15 protein-coding genes are annotated in these 17,951 nt (G+C 45.3%); 7 read left to right on the top strand and 8 right to left on the bottom strand.

Annotated features, from left to right (window positions below; translation table 11 throughout):
• Positions 1-51 precede the first annotated feature (51 nt).
• The 3 genes from rimO to UXZ23_RS04435 all read right to left on the bottom strand — a co-directional run bounded on the left by rimO (position 52) and on the right by UXZ23_RS04435 (position 6,388).
• Entirely contained in the window at positions 52-1,434 is a 1,383-nt protein-coding gene (rimO, locus tag UXZ23_RS04445; RefSeq protein WP_320819435.1) for a 30S ribosomal protein S12 methylthiotransferase RimO, read from the bottom strand.
• 126 nt (positions 1,435-1,560) lie between these two features.
• Entirely contained in the window at positions 1,561-2,457 is an 897-nt protein-coding gene (locus UXZ23_RS04440; RefSeq protein WP_320819434.1) for a diguanylate cyclase, read from the bottom strand.
• Positions 2,450-6,388 carry a response regulator gene (locus UXZ23_RS04435; RefSeq protein WP_320819433.1) on the bottom strand — a complete coding sequence of 1,313 codons (3,939 nt, stop codon included), beginning with the start codon at positions 6,386-6,388 and terminating at the stop codon, positions 2,450-2,452. Before UXZ23_RS04435 ends, UXZ23_RS04440 begins: the two co-directional genes overlap by 8 nt.
• Positions 6,389-6,569: 181 nt before the next feature.
• Between UXZ23_RS04435 and UXZ23_RS04430 the strand changes: the two genes are divergently transcribed.
• Both UXZ23_RS04430 and UXZ23_RS04425 read left to right on the top strand, forming a co-directional pair.
• Positions 6,570-7,046 carry a DUF4124 domain-containing protein gene (locus tag UXZ23_RS04430; protein ID WP_320819432.1) on the top strand — a complete coding sequence of 159 codons (477 nt, stop codon included), beginning with the start codon at positions 6,570-6,572 and terminating at the stop codon, positions 7,044-7,046.
• Positions 7,047-7,088: 42 nt separating this feature from the next.
• Complete coding sequence (locus tag UXZ23_RS04425; RefSeq protein WP_320819431.1) at positions 7,089-7,925, top strand: CPBP family intramembrane glutamic endopeptidase; 837 nt, start codon at positions 7,089-7,091, stop codon at positions 7,923-7,925.
• A gap of 21 nt (positions 7,926-7,946) precedes the next feature.
• Here UXZ23_RS04425 and UXZ23_RS04420 read toward each other — a convergent pair whose 3' ends face one another.
• Complete coding sequence (locus UXZ23_RS04420; RefSeq protein ID WP_320819430.1) at positions 7,947-9,416, bottom strand: RimK family protein; 1,470 nt, start codon at positions 9,414-9,416, stop codon at positions 7,947-7,949.
• Between the two features lie 242 nt (positions 9,417-9,658).
• Here UXZ23_RS04420 and UXZ23_RS04415 point away from each other — a divergent pair, with 242 nt between their 5' ends.
• Complete coding sequence (locus tag UXZ23_RS04415; RefSeq protein WP_320819429.1) at positions 9,659-10,744, top strand: GNAT family N-acetyltransferase/peptidase C39 family protein; 1,086 nt, start codon at positions 9,659-9,661, stop codon at positions 10,742-10,744.
• A gap of 21 nt (positions 10,745-10,765) precedes the next feature.
• Here UXZ23_RS04415 and UXZ23_RS04410 read toward each other — a convergent pair whose 3' ends face one another.
• A complete protein-coding gene (locus UXZ23_RS04410; protein ID WP_320819428.1) occupies positions 10,766-10,978 on the bottom strand; it encodes a hypothetical protein in 213 nt (70 codons plus the stop codon).
• Between the two features lie 75 nt (positions 10,979-11,053).
• Positions 11,054-12,214, bottom strand: a complete 1,161-nt coding sequence (locus tag UXZ23_RS04405; protein ID WP_320819427.1) for a GNAT family N-acetyltransferase — start codon at positions 12,212-12,214, stop codon at positions 11,054-11,056.
• Positions 12,215-12,294: 80 nt separating this feature from the next.
• On the opposite strand from UXZ23_RS04405, the gene UXZ23_RS04400 reads away from it, so the two are divergent.
• Together UXZ23_RS04400 and UXZ23_RS04395 are read left to right on the top strand one after the other, a co-directional pair.
• Positions 12,295-12,753, top strand: a complete 459-nt coding sequence (locus UXZ23_RS04400; RefSeq protein ID WP_320819426.1) for an HIT domain-containing protein — start codon at positions 12,295-12,297, stop codon at positions 12,751-12,753.
• Between the two features lie 14 nt (positions 12,754-12,767).
• Entirely contained in the window at positions 12,768-13,556 is a 789-nt protein-coding gene (locus UXZ23_RS04395) for a hydroxyacylglutathione hydrolase (protein ID WP_320819425.1), read from the top strand.
• 64 nt (positions 13,557-13,620) lie between these two features.
• Here the strand turns inward: UXZ23_RS04395 and UXZ23_RS04390 are convergent, their stop codons facing one another.
• Together UXZ23_RS04390 and UXZ23_RS04385 are read right to left on the bottom strand one after the other, a co-directional pair.
• Positions 13,621-14,007: an HU family DNA-binding protein gene (locus UXZ23_RS04390; protein ID WP_015487103.1), complete on the bottom strand. Its 387-nt coding sequence runs from the start codon at positions 14,005-14,007 to the stop codon at positions 13,621-13,623.
• Positions 14,008-14,134: 127 nt separating this feature from the next.
• On the bottom strand, positions 14,135-14,953 hold the full coding sequence (locus UXZ23_RS04385) for an SDR family NAD(P)-dependent oxidoreductase (protein WP_015487102.1): 819 nt from the start codon (positions 14,951-14,953) through the stop codon (positions 14,135-14,137).
• 351 nt (positions 14,954-15,304) lie between these two features.
• Between UXZ23_RS04385 and aspS the strand changes: the two genes are divergently transcribed.
• The gene (aspS, locus tag UXZ23_RS04380; RefSeq protein ID WP_320819424.1) at positions 15,305-17,083 is read left to right on the top strand and encodes an aspartate--tRNA ligase; all 1,779 of its coding nucleotides are present in this window, start codon (positions 15,305-15,307) and stop codon (positions 17,081-17,083) included.
• A 271-nt stretch (positions 17,084-17,354) separates the two neighbouring features.
• The coding region (locus tag UXZ23_RS04375) for a hypothetical protein (RefSeq protein WP_320819423.1) at positions 17,355-17,951 on the top strand (597 nt) is incomplete at its 3' end.

The raw sequence follows: 17,951 nt of genomic DNA, 5'->3' as shown, positions 1-17,951 counted from the left end.
CGCAAATTTGCGGGCATTTTTATTCCAGGACTAGCCAATCACTATGACAAATTAAGCTTCGATCGGCGAAGCCCACAGGTCGTATTCGTCGGAATGGTCAATTTCGACTTCAATAAAATCGCCTGGTTCACAATCTGTGAATTCGTTTAAGTACACCATGCCGTCGATATTCGGTGCGTCGGCCATAGAGCGACCGATAGCGCCTTCGTCATCCACTTCGTCAATGAGTACTGTCATGCGCTGACCAATACGACGAGCCAGTTTACGGGTGCTGATTTCTTGCTGCTTAGCCATAAAGCGATCCCAGCGTTCTTGCTGTATGTCTGCCGGCACGTGATCCGGTAAATCATTCGCTTTTGCTCCTTCGACTGGGCTGTATTTAAAGCAGCCAACGCGGTCCAATTCAGCTTCCTCCAACCAGTCCAACAGTATTTGAAAGTCTTCTTCAGTTTCGCCTGGAAAACCGACCACGAAGGTCGAACGGATGACTAATTCTGGGCAGATCTCACGCCATTTTTTAATGCGCTCAAGTGTGTTCTCAGCATGAGCAGGGCGCTTCATCAGCTTGAGAATATTTGGGCTTGCGTGTTGGAACGGAATGTCCAAGTATGGCAGGATCTTACCTGCGGCCATCAAGGGGATAACGTTGTCTACGTGCGGGTAGGGGTACACATAGTGCAAACGCACCCATACGCCCATTTTGCCTAGTTCTTCGCACAGGTTAAGCATGTCGGTTTTCACTGGCTTGCCATCCCAGAATCCAGTGCGGAACTTCATATCGACACCATAGGCGCTGGTGTCTTGAGAGATCACTAATAGCTCTTTAGTGCCGGCCGCCACTAAACGCTTAGCTTCATCTAATACATCGCCAATAGGGCGGCTAACGTGTTTGCCGCGCATGTCAGGAATAATGCAGAAGGTACACTTATGGTTACAGCCTTCTGAAATTTTCAGGTATGAGTAATGACGTGGTGTGAGTTTAACGCCTTGTGGGGGTACAAGATCGGTAAATGGATCGTGTTTCTTTGTTGGCGGAACCCATTCATGTACAGCCGTCATTACTTCTTCATAGGCCTGCGGACCTGTAACGGCTAGAACACCTGGGTTCTTTTCTTTAATGAGCAGGGCGTCGGCGCCTTTGCCCATACAGCCGGTAACAATCACTTTGCCGTTTTCTACCATGGCTTCGTTGATCGCATCGAGCGATTCTTGCTTAGCATCGTCGATGAAACCACAGGTGTTCACAACCACAACATCGGCATCGTTGTAGGTATTAACGACTTCATATCCATCAAGTCTTAACTGTGTGAGGATGCGTTCTGAATCAACCAGCGCCTTCGGGCAGCCGAGGGACACAAACCCTACTTTACCATTGCTTGAGCTTGGTATTACGGCACCTTCGGCCATAGGGATTGTAGAAATATCATCAGACATAGCAGAGCGCCTCACACGGAAAATGCACTGAATCTCTTGATAGGCAGTGCAGTTATGATTATCGGGGCGTGATTGTACCGAGTTTGGGCGTAGGAGTCATCGACCGCTTTTATGGCCGATAAGAATCTAGACGGCTTTGGGCAAGCTATGTGTCACGACGCAGTTGCGGCCCTTATCTTTAGCTTCGTACAAGGCCTCGTCGGCCCGTTTTATCAGTTGGTCAAAGCGTAAGTCGCGACTGCTCAACTCAGCAACGCCAATGCTGACGGTAATACTAATATTACCCGGACGAAGCGCTTCGATATCCTTTCGGATGTCTTCTGCCTTAGAAATCGCTTGCTCTTCATTGCAGGGTTCTAAAATAACTAAAAATTCTTCGCCACCAAAGCGGGTGACAGAGTCTTCGATACGGAACTGGTCTTTTAAGAACTCGCCGAGTTTTTGCAATATAAGATCGCCGGTTAAGTGGCCGCGGGTATCATTAATACTCTTAAAATGGTCAATGTCGATGAGCAGGATCGACAGCGGCGTTTTATGACGCCGTGATCGCGCCAGTTTTTGTCCTACCACTTCCAGCATGTAGTGGCGGTTAGTCAATCCCGTTAATTGATCAATCATAGCGAGTTCGTGCAGCTTATCTTGCTGTTGCTTCAGCGTGATGTGTGTGTCGACACGAGCGGAGAGGATTAATGGCCTGATCGGCTTGGCGATGTAATCGACAGCGCCCAAGCGCAACCCTTGTTCTTCGTCACTGACCTGATCAAGACCGGTAACGAAGATGATAGGTATCGACTTTGTTTCTGGCAAAGACTTCAGCTTTTCGCAAACGGCAAAGCCATCCATATCGGGCATGACCACATCGAGCAAAATCAAATCTGGTTTATGTTTGGTGGCGATAGCGATACATTGCTCGCCTGATGTCGCAGCCTTGATCTGATATCGTTGCTCTAGAATTGCCGCCATTATCTGCAAATTAGTGGTTGAGTCATCCACAATCAATACGGTGGCTTTAGCTTTAGTCATTTACTTGGAGGTTCTTTAATTTGTTATTGAGTTTCTTAAGAGTAGCTTGTGCAGCGAAAGTATCAAATTGTAGAATTTCTCGGGTCAATTGCTGACATTGGTATTCTAAATTACTATCTACTAACGGTAAGCGCAAGGGATTGAGGCTGTCAGGGCTAATGTAATCGTTTTGTTCCAATTTTTCTTCTAGTTCTGCCAGAATTGGTAAAATGGCTTTGGTGTTTTTCTGAGTATCGATTTTTGTTACGAGAGCCATCTGTGCGTCATTTGATTTTTTAATAAATAGAGCAAGGAACTGCTTGCTGGCAAGCTCTAACTCCTCCCATAGTTTGAGTAATTCCTCTTTTTGTTCAAGACGCGCTGCTTGTTCCATTTTATAGGCCACGTTTTGTAGCTGGTTGGCCGATAAATTACCGGCAACTCCCTTTAATGTATGAGTTGTATTAGTTAAGACTATTAAATCGCCAGTATTAATAGCTGCACGAATTTCGCGCATACGAATCGGTTGGTCTTGGCAGAATAGATCGATCAGCCGATTTAATAAAGATTCGTTATTCAGAACACGATCTAGTGCACTTTTTCTATCCCAAATCTCAAGATTGTCGCTGTTTTGAATTGGCTGGGGAATTAATTCGCTTTGACTTTGGCTATCTTTAACTATTTTAAGTTTCGTCATTGGTTTAATCCAAAGGCTTATTTTATCAATTAGTTTGCTAGGTTCTACTGGTTTAGATAGATAATCATTCATGCCGACACTTAAACATTTATTCCTATCACTCTCCATCGCATGTGCAGTCATAGCAATGATGGGGATGCTTTTTAGATAGAGAGGCACGCTTCCTTGGCGTATTTGACGTGTCGCTTCATAGCCATCCATAACCGGCATTTGACAGTCCATCAAAACAAGTTGGTAAGGGGAAGTGGAAGGTTCAGATAGCATTTCTAAAGCAATTCTTCCGTGTTCTGCAATATCTACTTGCAAGCCAAGTTCTAATAATATTTCACTCGCTACGAGTTGATTAACAGTATTGTCCTCGACTAATAAAACACGTTCTCCGTTAAATCGAATTTGACTCATAGTGGCATTGATCGATTCTCGATGAGCATTGAGCTCCTCACTGGCTAAATAGGGGCTCGAGTGTCGGAGTAACGACAATAGGGAATCTGTGGTTGTTGGTTTTGTCGTGTTGATATCAAAAATATTGTAATCAATATCAGACTTATTTAAGTCTAATTTCATGTTACTTACCAACGCCAACTTCATCGATGATAGTAAGGGTATCTTTTTTATGTGATCACACAGACGAATACCATCCATGCCGGGCATATCCATATCGATAATGGCCGTATCGAAAAGAGCAAGCTTATCGTCTAACTGTTGCTGACAACTCGCTAATGCTTGCAGGCCACTTGCACATTCAACGACGCTACAACCCCATTGGCGGAGCTGTGCTGTAAGAATTTTTCGACTACTATTATTATCATCCACAATCAGAATGTTGCGTTCTTTACAGTCAGATGGAATTTCTGGCAATCGAATCGTAGCGCACTTATTAACTTTTATACTAGCGACAAATCGACTCCCTTCATTAACACTGCTTGTAAGGCGAATATCTCCATCCATTAAATGGCATAAGCTCTTAACAATAGCCAACCCTAAACCCGTGCCACCAAATTTTCGAGTTGTGGAAGAGTCTACTTGGCTAAAAGCTTCAAATAAGCTGTTTTGCTTCTTTTCATCAATACCAATGCCTGTATCTTTTACGTCAATTGATAATTGCCATTGTGCTTTATTACTGGTGGTTAAGCTAACGCGGATAACGACTTCACCGGCATCGGTAAACTTAATGGCATTGCCAACTAGGTTAGTTAAAATCTGTCGGATTCGACCAGGGTCACTGATAACGAAGTCGTCACATAAGTCCACTAAGTCTAATATGAGTTCCAAGCCCTTTTCTTGGGCCATTGGTGCCATACCTTCGGTGAATTCACCGAGCATAGTGCGTAGATTGAATTCTATATTTTCTAACTTTAATTTTTTTGCTTCGATTTTAGAGAAATCAAGAATATCGTCAATTAACGCTAACAGGGAGCGAGCACTACTTTGTGCCACATGCACCCTGTGCGCTTGGGTTTCGTTTAAATGCGAGTTCTTTAGTAGCCCTAGCATTCCCAATACACCATTCATGGGTGTGCGAATTTCATGGCTCATACTGGCCAAAAATTCACTTTTTGATTTTGCCGCAGCCTCGGCTTCAACTTTAGCTTCTAGTAGTGCAGTTTCAGCCAGTTTTTGCTCAGTAATATCGCGAAAACTCCAGACTCGACCACGTGGAATATTGTTAATACTCATCGGTAGTGATGACATTTCGATGGTACGACCGTCAATGGTTTGTACGATATCGAATGTACCTTCTGCCGCAGTCGATTGAAAATCAGTAAGATGCTTTATTATTGAGGTGTCGGTAATTCGCTGCAGAATATGGCTAATAATGTTTTTGGGTTCACTAATTTTAATCTGATCAGATAAAGTCCATATGGAAGAAAATTGTTGATTAAATCGCTCAATCTCTCCTTGATTGCTAACTACCAATATGCCGTTGTCGGTTGACTCTAGGGTTGATTCCAGTAACGCTAATGTTTTAAGACTTTGCTGCTCGGCTTTCTTTTTATCGCTAATATCCTGAAAGGAACCGAATAACCGAATGCATTTTCCATTGTCAAGCTCCGCTTCCCCACGGGCAACAACCCATCGCAATTTTCCCTTCGCTGTTATTATTTCTAGCTCTTCGGTCCAAGGGGCGCCATCAATGATCGCACGCTGCACAGTATTAGCGATTCGATCTCTGCATTCTCCGAATTTGTAGAAGTTAATAGAGCTTTCTAGGTCGGGGACAAAGTCGTCAGGTACTTCATGAATTTCTTTGGTCATTGGCGACCAATAGAGTTCATTAGTAGTCATGTCTACTTCCCAAGCGCCGATCCGAGCTTGCTGACTCATAGCATTGAGCAGTTTTTGTTGGCGACTCAGTTCTAAATCACTTTGATGACGTGAAAATTCATCGCCGATCCATTTGGAAAATAGTTGTATTAAGCCTAAATCATTATCGCTAAAGGATTTGGGTCGTGCTTCCGGGCCAGAAAAATTGATGGTGCCATAACGTACGTTATTGACAATAATTGGTGCGCCGATATACGACTCTAAACCGAACCCCTGATAACAAGGGTGATCTTTAATATTGCTATTGCCTGCGTTGTGGTATGCCAAAGGTTCATTTGCAGCGAGCGTATGAGTACAATAGGTATTACCTAGCTCAAACTCATCACCGGGCGCGATTTCATTATTTGGGGTTATGGTATAATCAACGGTATAGATTGGATCTTCAATATGGCTAACAATCGCAATAGGCAAATTAAATATTGATCGACCGAGTTCCAATATTTTATTTATCTTAGCGTTAATATTTGTGGATCTATCGGCCGTAATCTCGTGTAAATGTCTTACCGCTTCTAATGTCGTCCGTTGATCTGTTATGTCATTGCGAAGAGCTATGTAGCTTTGAATTTCATTGTTGATATTGCGCTGAGCGACAATCGTTGTATCTACCCAATATAGGGTGCCATCTTTGCGGCGATTACAGATCTCACCATGCCAAATTCCTTCTTGTTTTAAGGCAACGAACATAGCTCGAAAGAAGTCAATGTCATGGACGCCAGATTTCAGTAAGCGGTGGTTTTGGCCTATGAGTTCTTCACGCGAGTATCCGCTGATATCACAAAATTTATTGTTAACATGATTGATGGTGCCACGAATATCAGTAATCGCGACGATTGTATGTTGATCCAGTGCAAATTTTTGCTGGTGAAGTTGATGCAAGGTTTCTTCCGATGGTGTCACCTTGCTCTGGACGGAGTTCCGGATCGTGGCCATATTGGTCCTTTTTGGCGTAAGCACGTCAGATAAGCGTGTCTCCGACGTTCAATAGCCACAGTATAGTCAAGGTTCAGAATTGTGTGTTGGGATTGAGTTGATCTCGGTTCTTCCTATTGCAGTGCTGTGCTAGCATCTCGAAACTATTCAAACCGGAAGAGGACTTTCCGTGAAGTACATAATGATGATTTTAGTTGTCTTCGCTAATGGTGCGTTAGCAGGACAATACTATGAATGTAAGGACGCTCAAGGAAAGAAGCTGTTTTCGCAGATGCCGTGTCCAAGTCAGTATGTTGATGAGGAAGTTAAGGTGTTTAAAGATGAAGGGTCGAGTATGGCCACTGAGGTCTCTCGTGAAGAGGCACCTCTCCGTCGCGACTATGCACAAGAACTTTCAGATAGTAATAGCTCTATTAGGCTAAATCGCCAGATCGAGCGCTCGGAGAAAAAGCTTGAGATGCTTAGACAGTCATACGAACGCGATACCTCGAAACTTAGAGTAGATGCTATGGAAATTGGCGGTGTTAACGCACGCAATCGCGCTCAGCAGATCGTTGAGCAAATTGACGATCGCAAGACCAAATACATTGCGGAGAGGAATAAAGAGATAGAGGCACTCGAAGCCGCTAAGAAAGAGCTAAAAGAGATTCAAAAGTAATTTGATCACGAGTGGCCCAGTAGACTTCTAGGACTGATAATTATGAGTGTTTTGGATTGGCTGAATCCGCGCCAAATAGTTGATCATCTGCGCGTGTTTGATGAACAAGCCCAACAAGAACGTGTTGGTCTGGATCAGTATGCTGAAAAGCGTCGAGTATGGCTCATCATCGCCGTTGCGTGTTTATGCTTGCTATTGGTTCATTATGTTAAGTACAGCAGTAACCTTTCGTTGCTGTTGACTTGGTGGGATGCTCTGGCGGATTCGAACTCACAGCGGTGGTATCGTAGTCACGATTATCGAGAGTTGCTGGGTTATGTATGGTGGGGCTTTTGGAATCTTGCCGGTTTTTTGATCATACCTATGCTCGCGATTCGTTTTTTATTGCGTGATTCCTTGGCTAACTATGGTTGGCAAAAGGGTGATGTGGTCAGTCACTGGTTGGGCTATGTGTTGTTAGCTTTGCCGATTGTCTGTTTTGCGATTATCGCCAGTTTCGGTAATGATTTTTCTCGGCATTATCCATTCTATAAAATGGCTCATACCAGTTGGTTTGATCTACTGGCATGGGAAACTATATATATTTTGCAATTTGTCGCAGTGGAGTTCTTTTTTCGGGGATTTTTGGTCAACGGTCTGCGGCGCCAAGTTGGCAGCTTAAGTATTGCGGTGATGTGCTTGCCGTATCTGATGCTCCATTTCCCTAAGCTCTGGCCTGAATCATTCGGTGCGATTCTATTTGGCTTTTTTCTCGGCGTGCTTGCTTTGCTTTCGCGATCAATTTGGGGTGGGGTGGGGGTTCATGTAGGGATTGCATTAACGATGGATATCGCCGCGCTTTTACAAACACGCGGCTTGCCGGATACCTTTTGGCGTTAATCAATAAAAGCCAATGGACGCTTAACGGCGTCCATTAAGTTCGTCTAACTGTCTTAACATGGTGCCCATAATTTGCTGGTAAAGCAGGTTGCCGCTATGTAGGTCTTCAACGCCCATGTCAATGCTAGGATTGTCGTTAACTTCAATAATCACAGCGCGATCGCCACTTTCTTTTAAATCGACGCCGTAAAATCCATTACCCATACATTTAGCCGCTTTTAGGGCTGTTTTAATGACTTTCTTTGGAACCTTATCGACGGCCATTGCATCCGCGTTGCCGGAGCGATGCGAGCGGGCGCTATGGTTGTATATTTGCCAATGACTTTTGGCCATAAAATAGCGACAAACGTAGATAACTTGATTGTCCATGATGCCGATGCGCCAATCGTAATCGGTCGGCATAAATTCTTGCAACAAGAGCAAGGCGGAACGTTCGCTTAAGCGATCGATGCATTCCACTAACTCGGCCCGTGTCTTGGCTTTTTCTACCCCAATAGAGAAAGATCCGTCCGGTACTTTCACAATAATCGGCAGCCCTAAGTCGGCAATAAGCTCATCAAGATCATTATCTAACTTACCCATAATTAAGCGGGTTTTCGGCGTATCGACTTCGTAGCGCTGTAAGCGCTCGTGCAGATATACCTTGTTAGAGCAACGCATAATATCGGTTGGGCTATCAATCACCAGTAACCCTAAGTTCTCGGCATGCTGTGCTATTTGATAGGTGTGATGATCGACGCGCGTGGTTTCACGAATAAATAGGGCATCGTATTCGCCGATGCGTGACGCATCTTTATAGGTAATGAAATCGACGTTTAAGCCAATATCTCTCCCTGCTTTTTCAAATGCTTTTAAGGCGCCTTTATTGGATGGCGGTAATTGCTCATCTGGGTTAACCAATATAGCGAGGTCGTATTTGTAGCGTTTGCTACTGCGACGATTACGCCAAATCTTATGGCTAAAGGCGTCCAGCGCCGCGGCAAATTGAGTTTCAGCGGATTCGTCTAATTCATCCAGCGAGCGAGCTTGAATATTGCTAATTGTCCACACACCGGCTTGATGACGGGTAAGAGTCACGTCCAATACCGGAAAGCCGAAGGTATCGAACAAACGACGGGCAACGCCAGCTAACTCGATATTATCGGTTTGGCCGAAATAACAGCGCAGGTTAATGCTGTCTTCTTTTTTATGTTTTTTCCAGACGCCGTCTAATACGCGACCTTGACGCAGTGGCAGCGGTTGGCCTGCTTCAAAACTGTTCAGTTCTCGGATCGCGCGCACCGAAGGAAACACCTGTCCGCCGCGAGCTTCTGCTAGCAGCGATCCGTAGTATCCAGAACTTAAATAGGAGTAATCGCGGCATAGGTTAATAACGTAGCCGCGAGTCTCTGCAAAGTCACTTAGGTATTGCTCAATAGCAACGACCTGGTTGGTTGGATAATAAGGGCTCCAGTCGGTCAACTGGTCTAACAGTACGAGCAATGGTTTCATTGGGGGTCCAGAACAGACAAAGAAGAAACAAAAAATCGATGTTCGATTTGTGCTTATACTAGGACTAAAAACCGCTCTATGCCAATAAAAACACAGGGATTTACGAATAAATATTTCTGGTTCAGCGAATGAAAAAAAAGAAACTGAACATCTTTTTTTTAACCCCGCGTAGGACTATGCTCAGCGCTTTCCGGCGACTATTTTGCTGACGCCGCAGCCGACTGTTTTGGATGCTGTATAGGATGAATATGGAGCCTCGTTTGGCGACACTTGCTGATGTAGCCGCTCTTGCTGAGTTAGAGCAAGCGAGCTTCAGTGGTGATAGTTTATCTGCGCGACGTTTTCGGCATTTCATTCGCGGCGAGCACAGTGAGCTCTGGTGTTTAGGTGATCCGATACAAGCCTATGCATTGGTGCTATTTCATCGCGGAACATCTTTGGCTCGCCTTTATTCTATCGCTGTTGATCCAGCCGCGAGAGGACGCGGTTTTGGTACTCAGTTACTGCATTGTGTCGAGCGGCAGGCATTGCGACGCCACGTGTTGTTTATGCGTTTAGAAGTTCGTCAAGATAACGTGGCCGCTAAAACACTATATGAATCTTCGGGTTATCGGATTATTCGTACGCTTAAGAATTACTATGAAGACGGTGCCGACGGTTGGCGTTTAGAAAAGCATTTAAAACCTACTGTGGCGATTCCTCATGATTTGCCCTTTTACGCCCAGACAACCCCATTTACCTGTGGTCCATCTGCGCTGATGATGGCGCTTCATAGCATTGATCCCGACTTTACTATGACTCGCTTAGAAGAGCTTAATTTATGGCGTGAAGCGACAACGATTTATCTTACGACTGGGCATGGTGGTACATCCCCGCAAGGGTTGGCCTTGGCAGCGCTTAAACGTGGCCACGACGTTACTATGTGGTTATCTGATCGCTCAATTGCGTTTTTAGACGGGGTGCGTAGCGAGCACAAACGTGAATTAATGACGCTAGTAGGTGAAGATTTTCAAGCCCGTTGTGATCGTGACGGCGTTACGACCGATACTGGTGTGCATACGGTTGCTGATTTGCGCTTAGCATTGGCGAAGGGCAACCGTATTTTATTGCTGATTAGCACTTATCGGTTAAATCGTAATAAGGCGCCTCACTGGGTATGGCTGGTTGCCATTGATGACGACTACGCGTATCTAAATGACCCGGATATTGATGAAGAGCTCGACCAAGTCGCGACCGACAATATGTATGTGCCGGTGAGCTTGGATAATTTCGGCGCAATGATTCAGTACGGAACGAAGCGCTACATGGCAGCGCTTCTTATAAGATAATCTAGATGTAATTTTGAAGGGTTAATTAGCTTCGTGGATGTAGGGCTCTTCTTTGCTGTCATCCACGAGTTCATCGAGTTCTGGCGCACGACCTGCCCGCAGAGCAACCCAAGCGGCGACATCTTCACGCCATTCTTCCATTGGCCGTAGTTTAGGGGCGGCGAGTAATTTCGCTTCTGTTCCTCGGCTAGCAAAAACCAAGATGTGTTCAACTTTGTAAGCTCTCAGTGCCATGGGGGTCACCTTACGTTAGACGGGCGCAGTTATAACAAACCCGTCGTCATTGGACCAGCCTTGCATGGGGAGAGTTCAGTCATTTGCACGTAGGGTAAATCCCTCACGAAAGGGCAGTAGGGTGGTAGCATCGCGTTGATAGACCAATATGTGTTGGCGTTCTTCTGCTAAAAAATGGTCAACGGCATCATGAAATTGCGGATGAACTAACCAGTGGGCACTGTGGGTTAAGGTAGGTTCGAATCCACGACTGATTTTATGCTCACCTTGGGTTCCGGGGTCGAAGTGGCCGATACCTTGTTCAATACAGAATTCAATCCCTTGGTAGTAACAAGCTTCAAAGTGCAGAGAATCGAAGTCGTCGATAGCACCCCAATAACGCCCGTAGAGGTTGTCGTCATCATAGAAACATAGTGCTGCCGCAATCGGCTGCTCATCTTTGTATGCGAGAACTAGCATCAGCTGCGAGCTCATACTATCGCGTAGTTGTTGAAAGAAGTTTTGGTTTAAATAGCCTTGCGAGCGACGACGTAAATACGTGATCTGATAACACTGGTAAAAGAAGGCGATGTGCTCAGGTGTTATTTGTTCATGTGTAAGGCGCGTCATGCGAATGCCTTGTGCAGCAATTTTTTCTCGTTCTTTGCGTACGGCTTTACGCTTGCGGCTTGTAAACTGATTTAAGTACTGATCAAAGTCTTCATAGGCGCGGTTGTACCAGTGAAACTGGCACGCGTTACGGATCAAGGAGGCTTGATTATTGTCTGTTTTAAACTCTTTAATTTGCGCGAGCGTATCGGTTTCGGGAAAATTGACGTGCCATCCCGAAAGCTGATTTGCGAGGCAGTATTCGCTGATGGCTGCTAGAGCATCTGGCCATAGGGACTGGTTGCCGATTAAACGCGGGCCAGTCGCTGGAGTAAACGGAATCGCGGCTAATAGTTTAGGGTAGTAGGCTAATCCATTGCGCTGATAAGCATCGGCCCAACTCCAGTCAAAAACATATTCGCCGTAGCTGTGCTCTTTTATGAAGGCAGGTATGGCGGCGATTAGTTGCTGATTTTCAAATGCCGCGAAGTAGGCCGGTATCCAACCGCTGTTGTTGCCAAGGCATTCAGTATTCTCGAGGGCTGCGAGGAAATCGTAGTCTAAAAAAGGGTAACGAGTATCTCGTAAGGCTTGCCATTGCGAGCGCGATAACTGCGTGATACTGCCTACTTGTTCGAAACTCGCCATAAATCAGTGACCTGCTGCCTGAGTACACCTATCATTAGAGCTATCATATAGGTTTTGTTGAATGTGTTTGGAGAGTGATTATGTTCCGGTTGGATGAACGCCTGCAAGGTGATACCGCGTTTGTTGGTCGCTTGCCGCTATGCCAAGTACTATTGATGAACGATAGTCGTTACGTATGGTTGGTCTTGGTGCCTGCGCGCAATGATGTGTTTGAGTATTATCATTTGTCGGCGCAGGAGCGTGCGCAGTTGATGGAAGAATCGACTTGGGTCGCAGAAAAATTAGCCGATCATTTTGCCGCTAAATCTATGAATATTGCCGCATTGGGTAATGTTGTTCCGCAGTTGCATGTACATCATGTTGTACGTTGTGTTGATGATCCTGCTTGGCCTGGGCCTGTTTGGGGTCATAGTCAGGCTGTAAAATATAGCGCTGAGCAGTTAGAAGCGCGTGTCATGGAAATTAAAACGTTACTATTGAGTCATTTTGTTTCTGAATTGTATTCGGCCAATGACGAAGAAAATACCGTTTACTGGTAACACGAGGCTTAGTTATGCGTATTTATCGCCAGTTTATGAATAATCCATTACGCAATTTTAATTATTTAATTGCGTGTGAAGAAACTGGACAGGCTATTGCGCTTGATCCATTTAATGGTGAGGCCATGTTAGCGCTAGCTCAACAAGAAGGCTTGACGATTAAGTTGATTATAAATACGCACGAACATCATGATCATATTGAAGGCAACCCTGTTTTACAGGCGGCAACAGGCGCCCAAATTTGGGCACATAAAAATGCGTTAGGTAAAATTCCTAGTCAAAGCCGTGGTTTAGTGGCTGGGGATGTTATTGACCTTGGTAGTATTCATTTAAATGTACTTTTTACGCCTGGCCATACGCCGGTTCATTTGTGCTTACTGGCGAATGAAGATAGCGCGGAGCCAGTACTATTTTCTGGGGATACTTTATTCAATGCGTGTGCCGGTAATTGCTATAACGGCGGTGATGTGGATGTGATGTACGATACATTCGTATCACAGTTGATGCCGCTCCCCGATAGTACTCTTATATATCCCGGCCATGATTATATGAAAACTAACTTAGCGTTTGCCAGCGCTCGCGAACCTAGTAATAACATGATTAGTTATTGGCAAGATCAGGTGTCGGCATTCGCACCCGATGAGATGCCCATCATGACCCTGGGTGAAGAACGACAATATAATCCATTTTTACGATTGCATGAGAAGGCTATTCGCGAGCAATTGGAAAGAGAATTTCCTCATTTAGGATTGGGTGATCGTGATGTGTTTAAAGCATTGCGAACTATGCGTGATAAATGGTGAGGAAGAAGTATAAAAAAAGCGGCTTTCGCCGCTTTTTTTATACTTCTTTTTTCAACGATGCAAATTACAGAGTCATATCTTTTAGCTTTTTCAGCGGCAATACTTTCAAACGAGTGGTGGCTGGCTTAGCTGCGACGTCCATTGTTTCGCCTGGGCGGAACGGGTTTGGAACGTTTTTACGCGCTTTTTGAGCTGGCTTCTTAATGGTCTTGATCTTCAATAGGCCTGGTAGGGTGAATTCGCCTACAGCACGCTTCTTGATGTGACGTTCAATAACGATGCCCAGCTCTTCTAAAACTGCATTCACTTCCTTACGAGTAAGGCCTGTGTTTTCAGCAATTTCATTTAGAATCTGAGTTTTGGTGTACTTGTCTTTCAAAGCAGTAACTTTGCGTGCAGCTGGAGCTGCGGCAGGTGCAGCAGTCGTCGCAGGGGCTTTTTTCACAGCCATAGTGTAATCCTTGTTATCAATATACCGGAAGAGCATCACTCGAAAACCGAGAGGCTCAATGATTCTTATGCAAAAAAGAGGGGCGTGCAAGCGGCAAACCCCTATTTTTTAGGGCTTATGTCACCAATTAGCCCATCTTTTTTAAGAACCAAGCAAATACGTCGCTGTACTTCACTGGCACGATACGTTGAATACGATCCATGAGACGAGCATCCGGTCCAATCAGAATGCGACGTTTACCGCCTTTGACGCCATTTAGGATCACGTCCGCGGCTTGTGCAGGAGTCGTGCGAGCCAGCTTTTCAAATTCTTTGGCTTGCTGCTCTAACGATTTATCGCCGGTCATTGATGTTTTCATTCGACCATTGTTAACGATATTCGTTTTGATACCGCCAGGATGTACCGTAGTGACGAATACATTGGTGTTCTTTAACTCTTGGCGTAACGACTCAGTGAAGCCACGAACCGCAAACTTGGTGGCGTTATAAGCCGACTGAGTAGGCAGGGCGATAATCCCGAAGATACTAGAGACGTTAACGATAGCGGCTTCTGGTCGTGCTTTTAATAGCGGCAAAAACGTCTTGGTGCCGTAAACAACACCCCAGAAGTTGATGTTTACAATCCATTCCATATCTTCGTAGGTCATGCGTTCGACGGTCTCAGATAATGCAACACCGGCATTGTTAATGATCATGTCGACCTGACCATGATCTTCTAACACTTGTTCGGCATAGGCTTCAAAGGCAGCTCGATTGGATACATCGAGCGTATGCAGGGTTACTTTACCTTTGCCATGCAGAGTGCTGCGGGTTTCTTCTAAACCATTCATATTGACGTCGGATAACGCAAGGTTTGCACCTTGCATACTGAGTTGCTGCGCTAACGCGCGACCAATACCTGATGCCGCGCCAGTGACAACGACGACTTTATTAGCAAATGACTGCATGAATCGATTCCTTCGAAATTCTTTGTTGTTGTGTTAGTGAAGTTGAGAAGCAGGCTACAGGAGCCACGGGGCATCTCAAGGTGCATTTACGTCGTAGTTCGGCGTTTTTGCTGCAATTACCTGTTTAACGGCACCTTTTGTTGTAACTTGCCTTAACAGCTAGCCGTTCTATTCGCTATAATGCCCCGCTTATTTATTGATGCTCGCTGTCCTACGTTCAGGAATGTTTGTTACAGTGAGCCGCGGTCGACGCTGATACTGGGTCGAATCGCACTGAGAATATACAAGAATGCATAGGGCGCCCCTAAGGTGTTGGCCCTCAACTTATGACTACTGATGCAGGACCAAGCAATGCGCACTCACTATTGTGGTGATATCAACGAAGCCTTGATCGACCAAACCGTAACTTTCTGTGGCTGGGTGCATCGTCGCCGTGACCACGGTGGTGTGATTTTCCTTGATGTGCGCGACCGCGAAGGTTTGGTGCAGGTAGTATTCGATCCCGATACCATTGAAGCATTTAATACTGCCGACAGTGTGCGTTCGGAATTCGTTATCCAAATCACTGGTCGCGTTCGCGCTCGCCCGGAAGGCACCACTAACGCGAACATGCGCACCGGTATGATTGAGATCTTAGGTAAAGAGATCACAATCCTAAATAAGGCCGTAACCCCGCCGTTCCCATTAGATGGTTATAGCGATGTGGGTGAAGAAGTTCGTCTGAAATATCGCTACATGGATATGCGTCGTCCAGAGATGCAAGACAAGCTGCGTTTCCGTTCGAAAGTAACCTCATCAGCGCGTCGCTATTTAGAAGATAACGGTTTCTTAGATATCGAAACCCCAATTCTGACTCGTGCAACGCCAGAAGGTGCGCGCGATTATTTAGTGCCTAGCCGCACGCACGAAGGTTCGTTCTTCGCATTGCCGCAGTCACCACAGTTGTTCAAGCAGTTGTTGATGGTTGCTGGTTTCGATCGTTATTACCAAATTGCCAAATGTTTCCGTGACGAAGATTTACGTGCTGACCGCCAGCCTGAATTTACTCAGATCGACGTTGAAGCTTCTTTCATTAATGAAGAAGACATCATGGGCTTAGCCCAAGGCATGATTAAGCAAATTTTTGAGAAAGAATTGAATGTTGATTTGGGTGATTTCCCACGCATGCCATTCTCAGAAGCCATGAGCCGTTACGGTTCAGACAAGCCTGATTTGCGTATTCCAATGGAATTGGTCGACGTTGCCGAATTCTTGCAAGATATCGAATTCAAAGTATTCGCCGGCCCAGCAAAAGATCCTAAAGGCCGTGTTGCCGCACTTAAAGTGCCGGGCGGAGCAGAGTTAAGCCGTAAGCAAATCGACGAATACACTAAGTTTGTTAGCATTTATGGTGCTAAAGGTTTGGCTTGGATTAAGGTCAACGAAATCGAAAAAGGTGTAGAAGGCCTGCAGTCGCCAATCATCAAGTTTATCGGCGATGACAACACCATGAAGATCATGGATAAGTTGGGTGCTAAAAACGGCGACATCGTATTCTTCGGTGCAGACAGCAAAAAAGTTGTTAACGAAGCGCTGGGTGCATTGCGTTGTAAAATCGGTGAAGACCTTAACATGTACACCGCGGAGTGGGCGGCATTATGGGTTGTTGATTTCCCGATGTTTGAAGAAAACTCAGACGGGTCTATCTCTGCGTTGCACCATCCGTTTACTGCACCATCATGCAGTGCTGAAGAACTGCAGAAAGCGCCGCTTGAAGCATTATCCCGCGCTTACGACATGGTACTTAACGGCTGTGAATTGGGCGGAGGTTCAATTCGTATTCATGATGAATCGATGCAGCACACAGTATTTAAAGTGCTGGGTATTAGCGAAGAAGAACAACGTGAGAAGTTCGGCTTCTTATTAGACGCATTAAAATTCGGCGCACCCCCACACGGTGGTTTGGCGTTCGGCCTAGATCGTTTAATCATGTTGTTGACTGGCGCTCAATCTATTCGTGAAGTCATTGCCTTCCCGAAAACTCAGTCGGCAGCCTGCGTCATGACACAAGCACCGGGTGAAGTAAGCAACCTACAGTTGCGTGAGTTGCATATCAAACTGCGTGAAAAAGCGAAGCCAGTGGCTGAGTAATACTCACCATTCAGTTCGTTAAATAAGAAAGGCGCTTCGGCGCCTTTTTTATTGCCTTGATTTCTCAGCTTCAACTCAAAGTATTAGTCGTCGCCAGACCGACTATCGTGACTTTGTCACCATTTTTAAAATCATTGGCCTAGTCGCAATCAACTGCCCACTACCTGCGGCATTGGGCTGGTTAAACGTAAACTCCTCTCGTTAAGCTCCTAAACCTTCCCCGTAGTTATGCGGGAGGACCAATAACACCATTCTCATTAAAGGGATATTTATGAACAATCCGAGATACTCTCGCCTGACGAAAGCCATATTGGCTACGACAGTCGCAGTGAACTTAGGGCAGGTTGCTAATGCCGCCGCCGACGTCGATATAGATGATGACGGCCTAATTGAAATTAGCACACTACAACAGCTCGATTTAATGCGTTACGACCTTGCTGGTACTAGCTTGAATGGCGACAGTACAGGTTGTCCTGCCACTGGCTGTAACGGTTATGAGCTGGTTAATGATCTGGACTTCGATACCAACGGTAATGGCGTTGCCGATGCGGGAGATGAGTTCTGGAATAATGGAGCAGGGTGGACACCGCTAGGTTGGAAATCTCGGTATTCTATTTCAAATTTTACTGCGATATTTGAGGGAAACTCGCACACAATTTCTAATCTTTACATGTCTGGATTTAATAGTAATTACGCCGGGTTATTTAGTAAGGTAATTAACGCAGAATTTAGAAATATTGAATTGGATAATCCAAAAATTCTAGCCAATGGAGTTCAGTCTCGTAACTATGTCGGTAGTCTGGCTGGTTATGCCAAAGGCTCAATACTAAATAATATTTCAGTAAATAATATTACAGTGGAAGGGTAT

The sequence above is a fragment of the Thalassolituus sp. genome (assembly GCF_034111725.1).
GTDB lineage: Bacteria > Pseudomonadota > Gammaproteobacteria > Pseudomonadales > Oceanobacteraceae > Thalassolituus.
The sequence above is the reverse complement of the archived record's forward strand: the minus strand, read 5'-3'. Positions and strand labels throughout refer to the sequence as shown.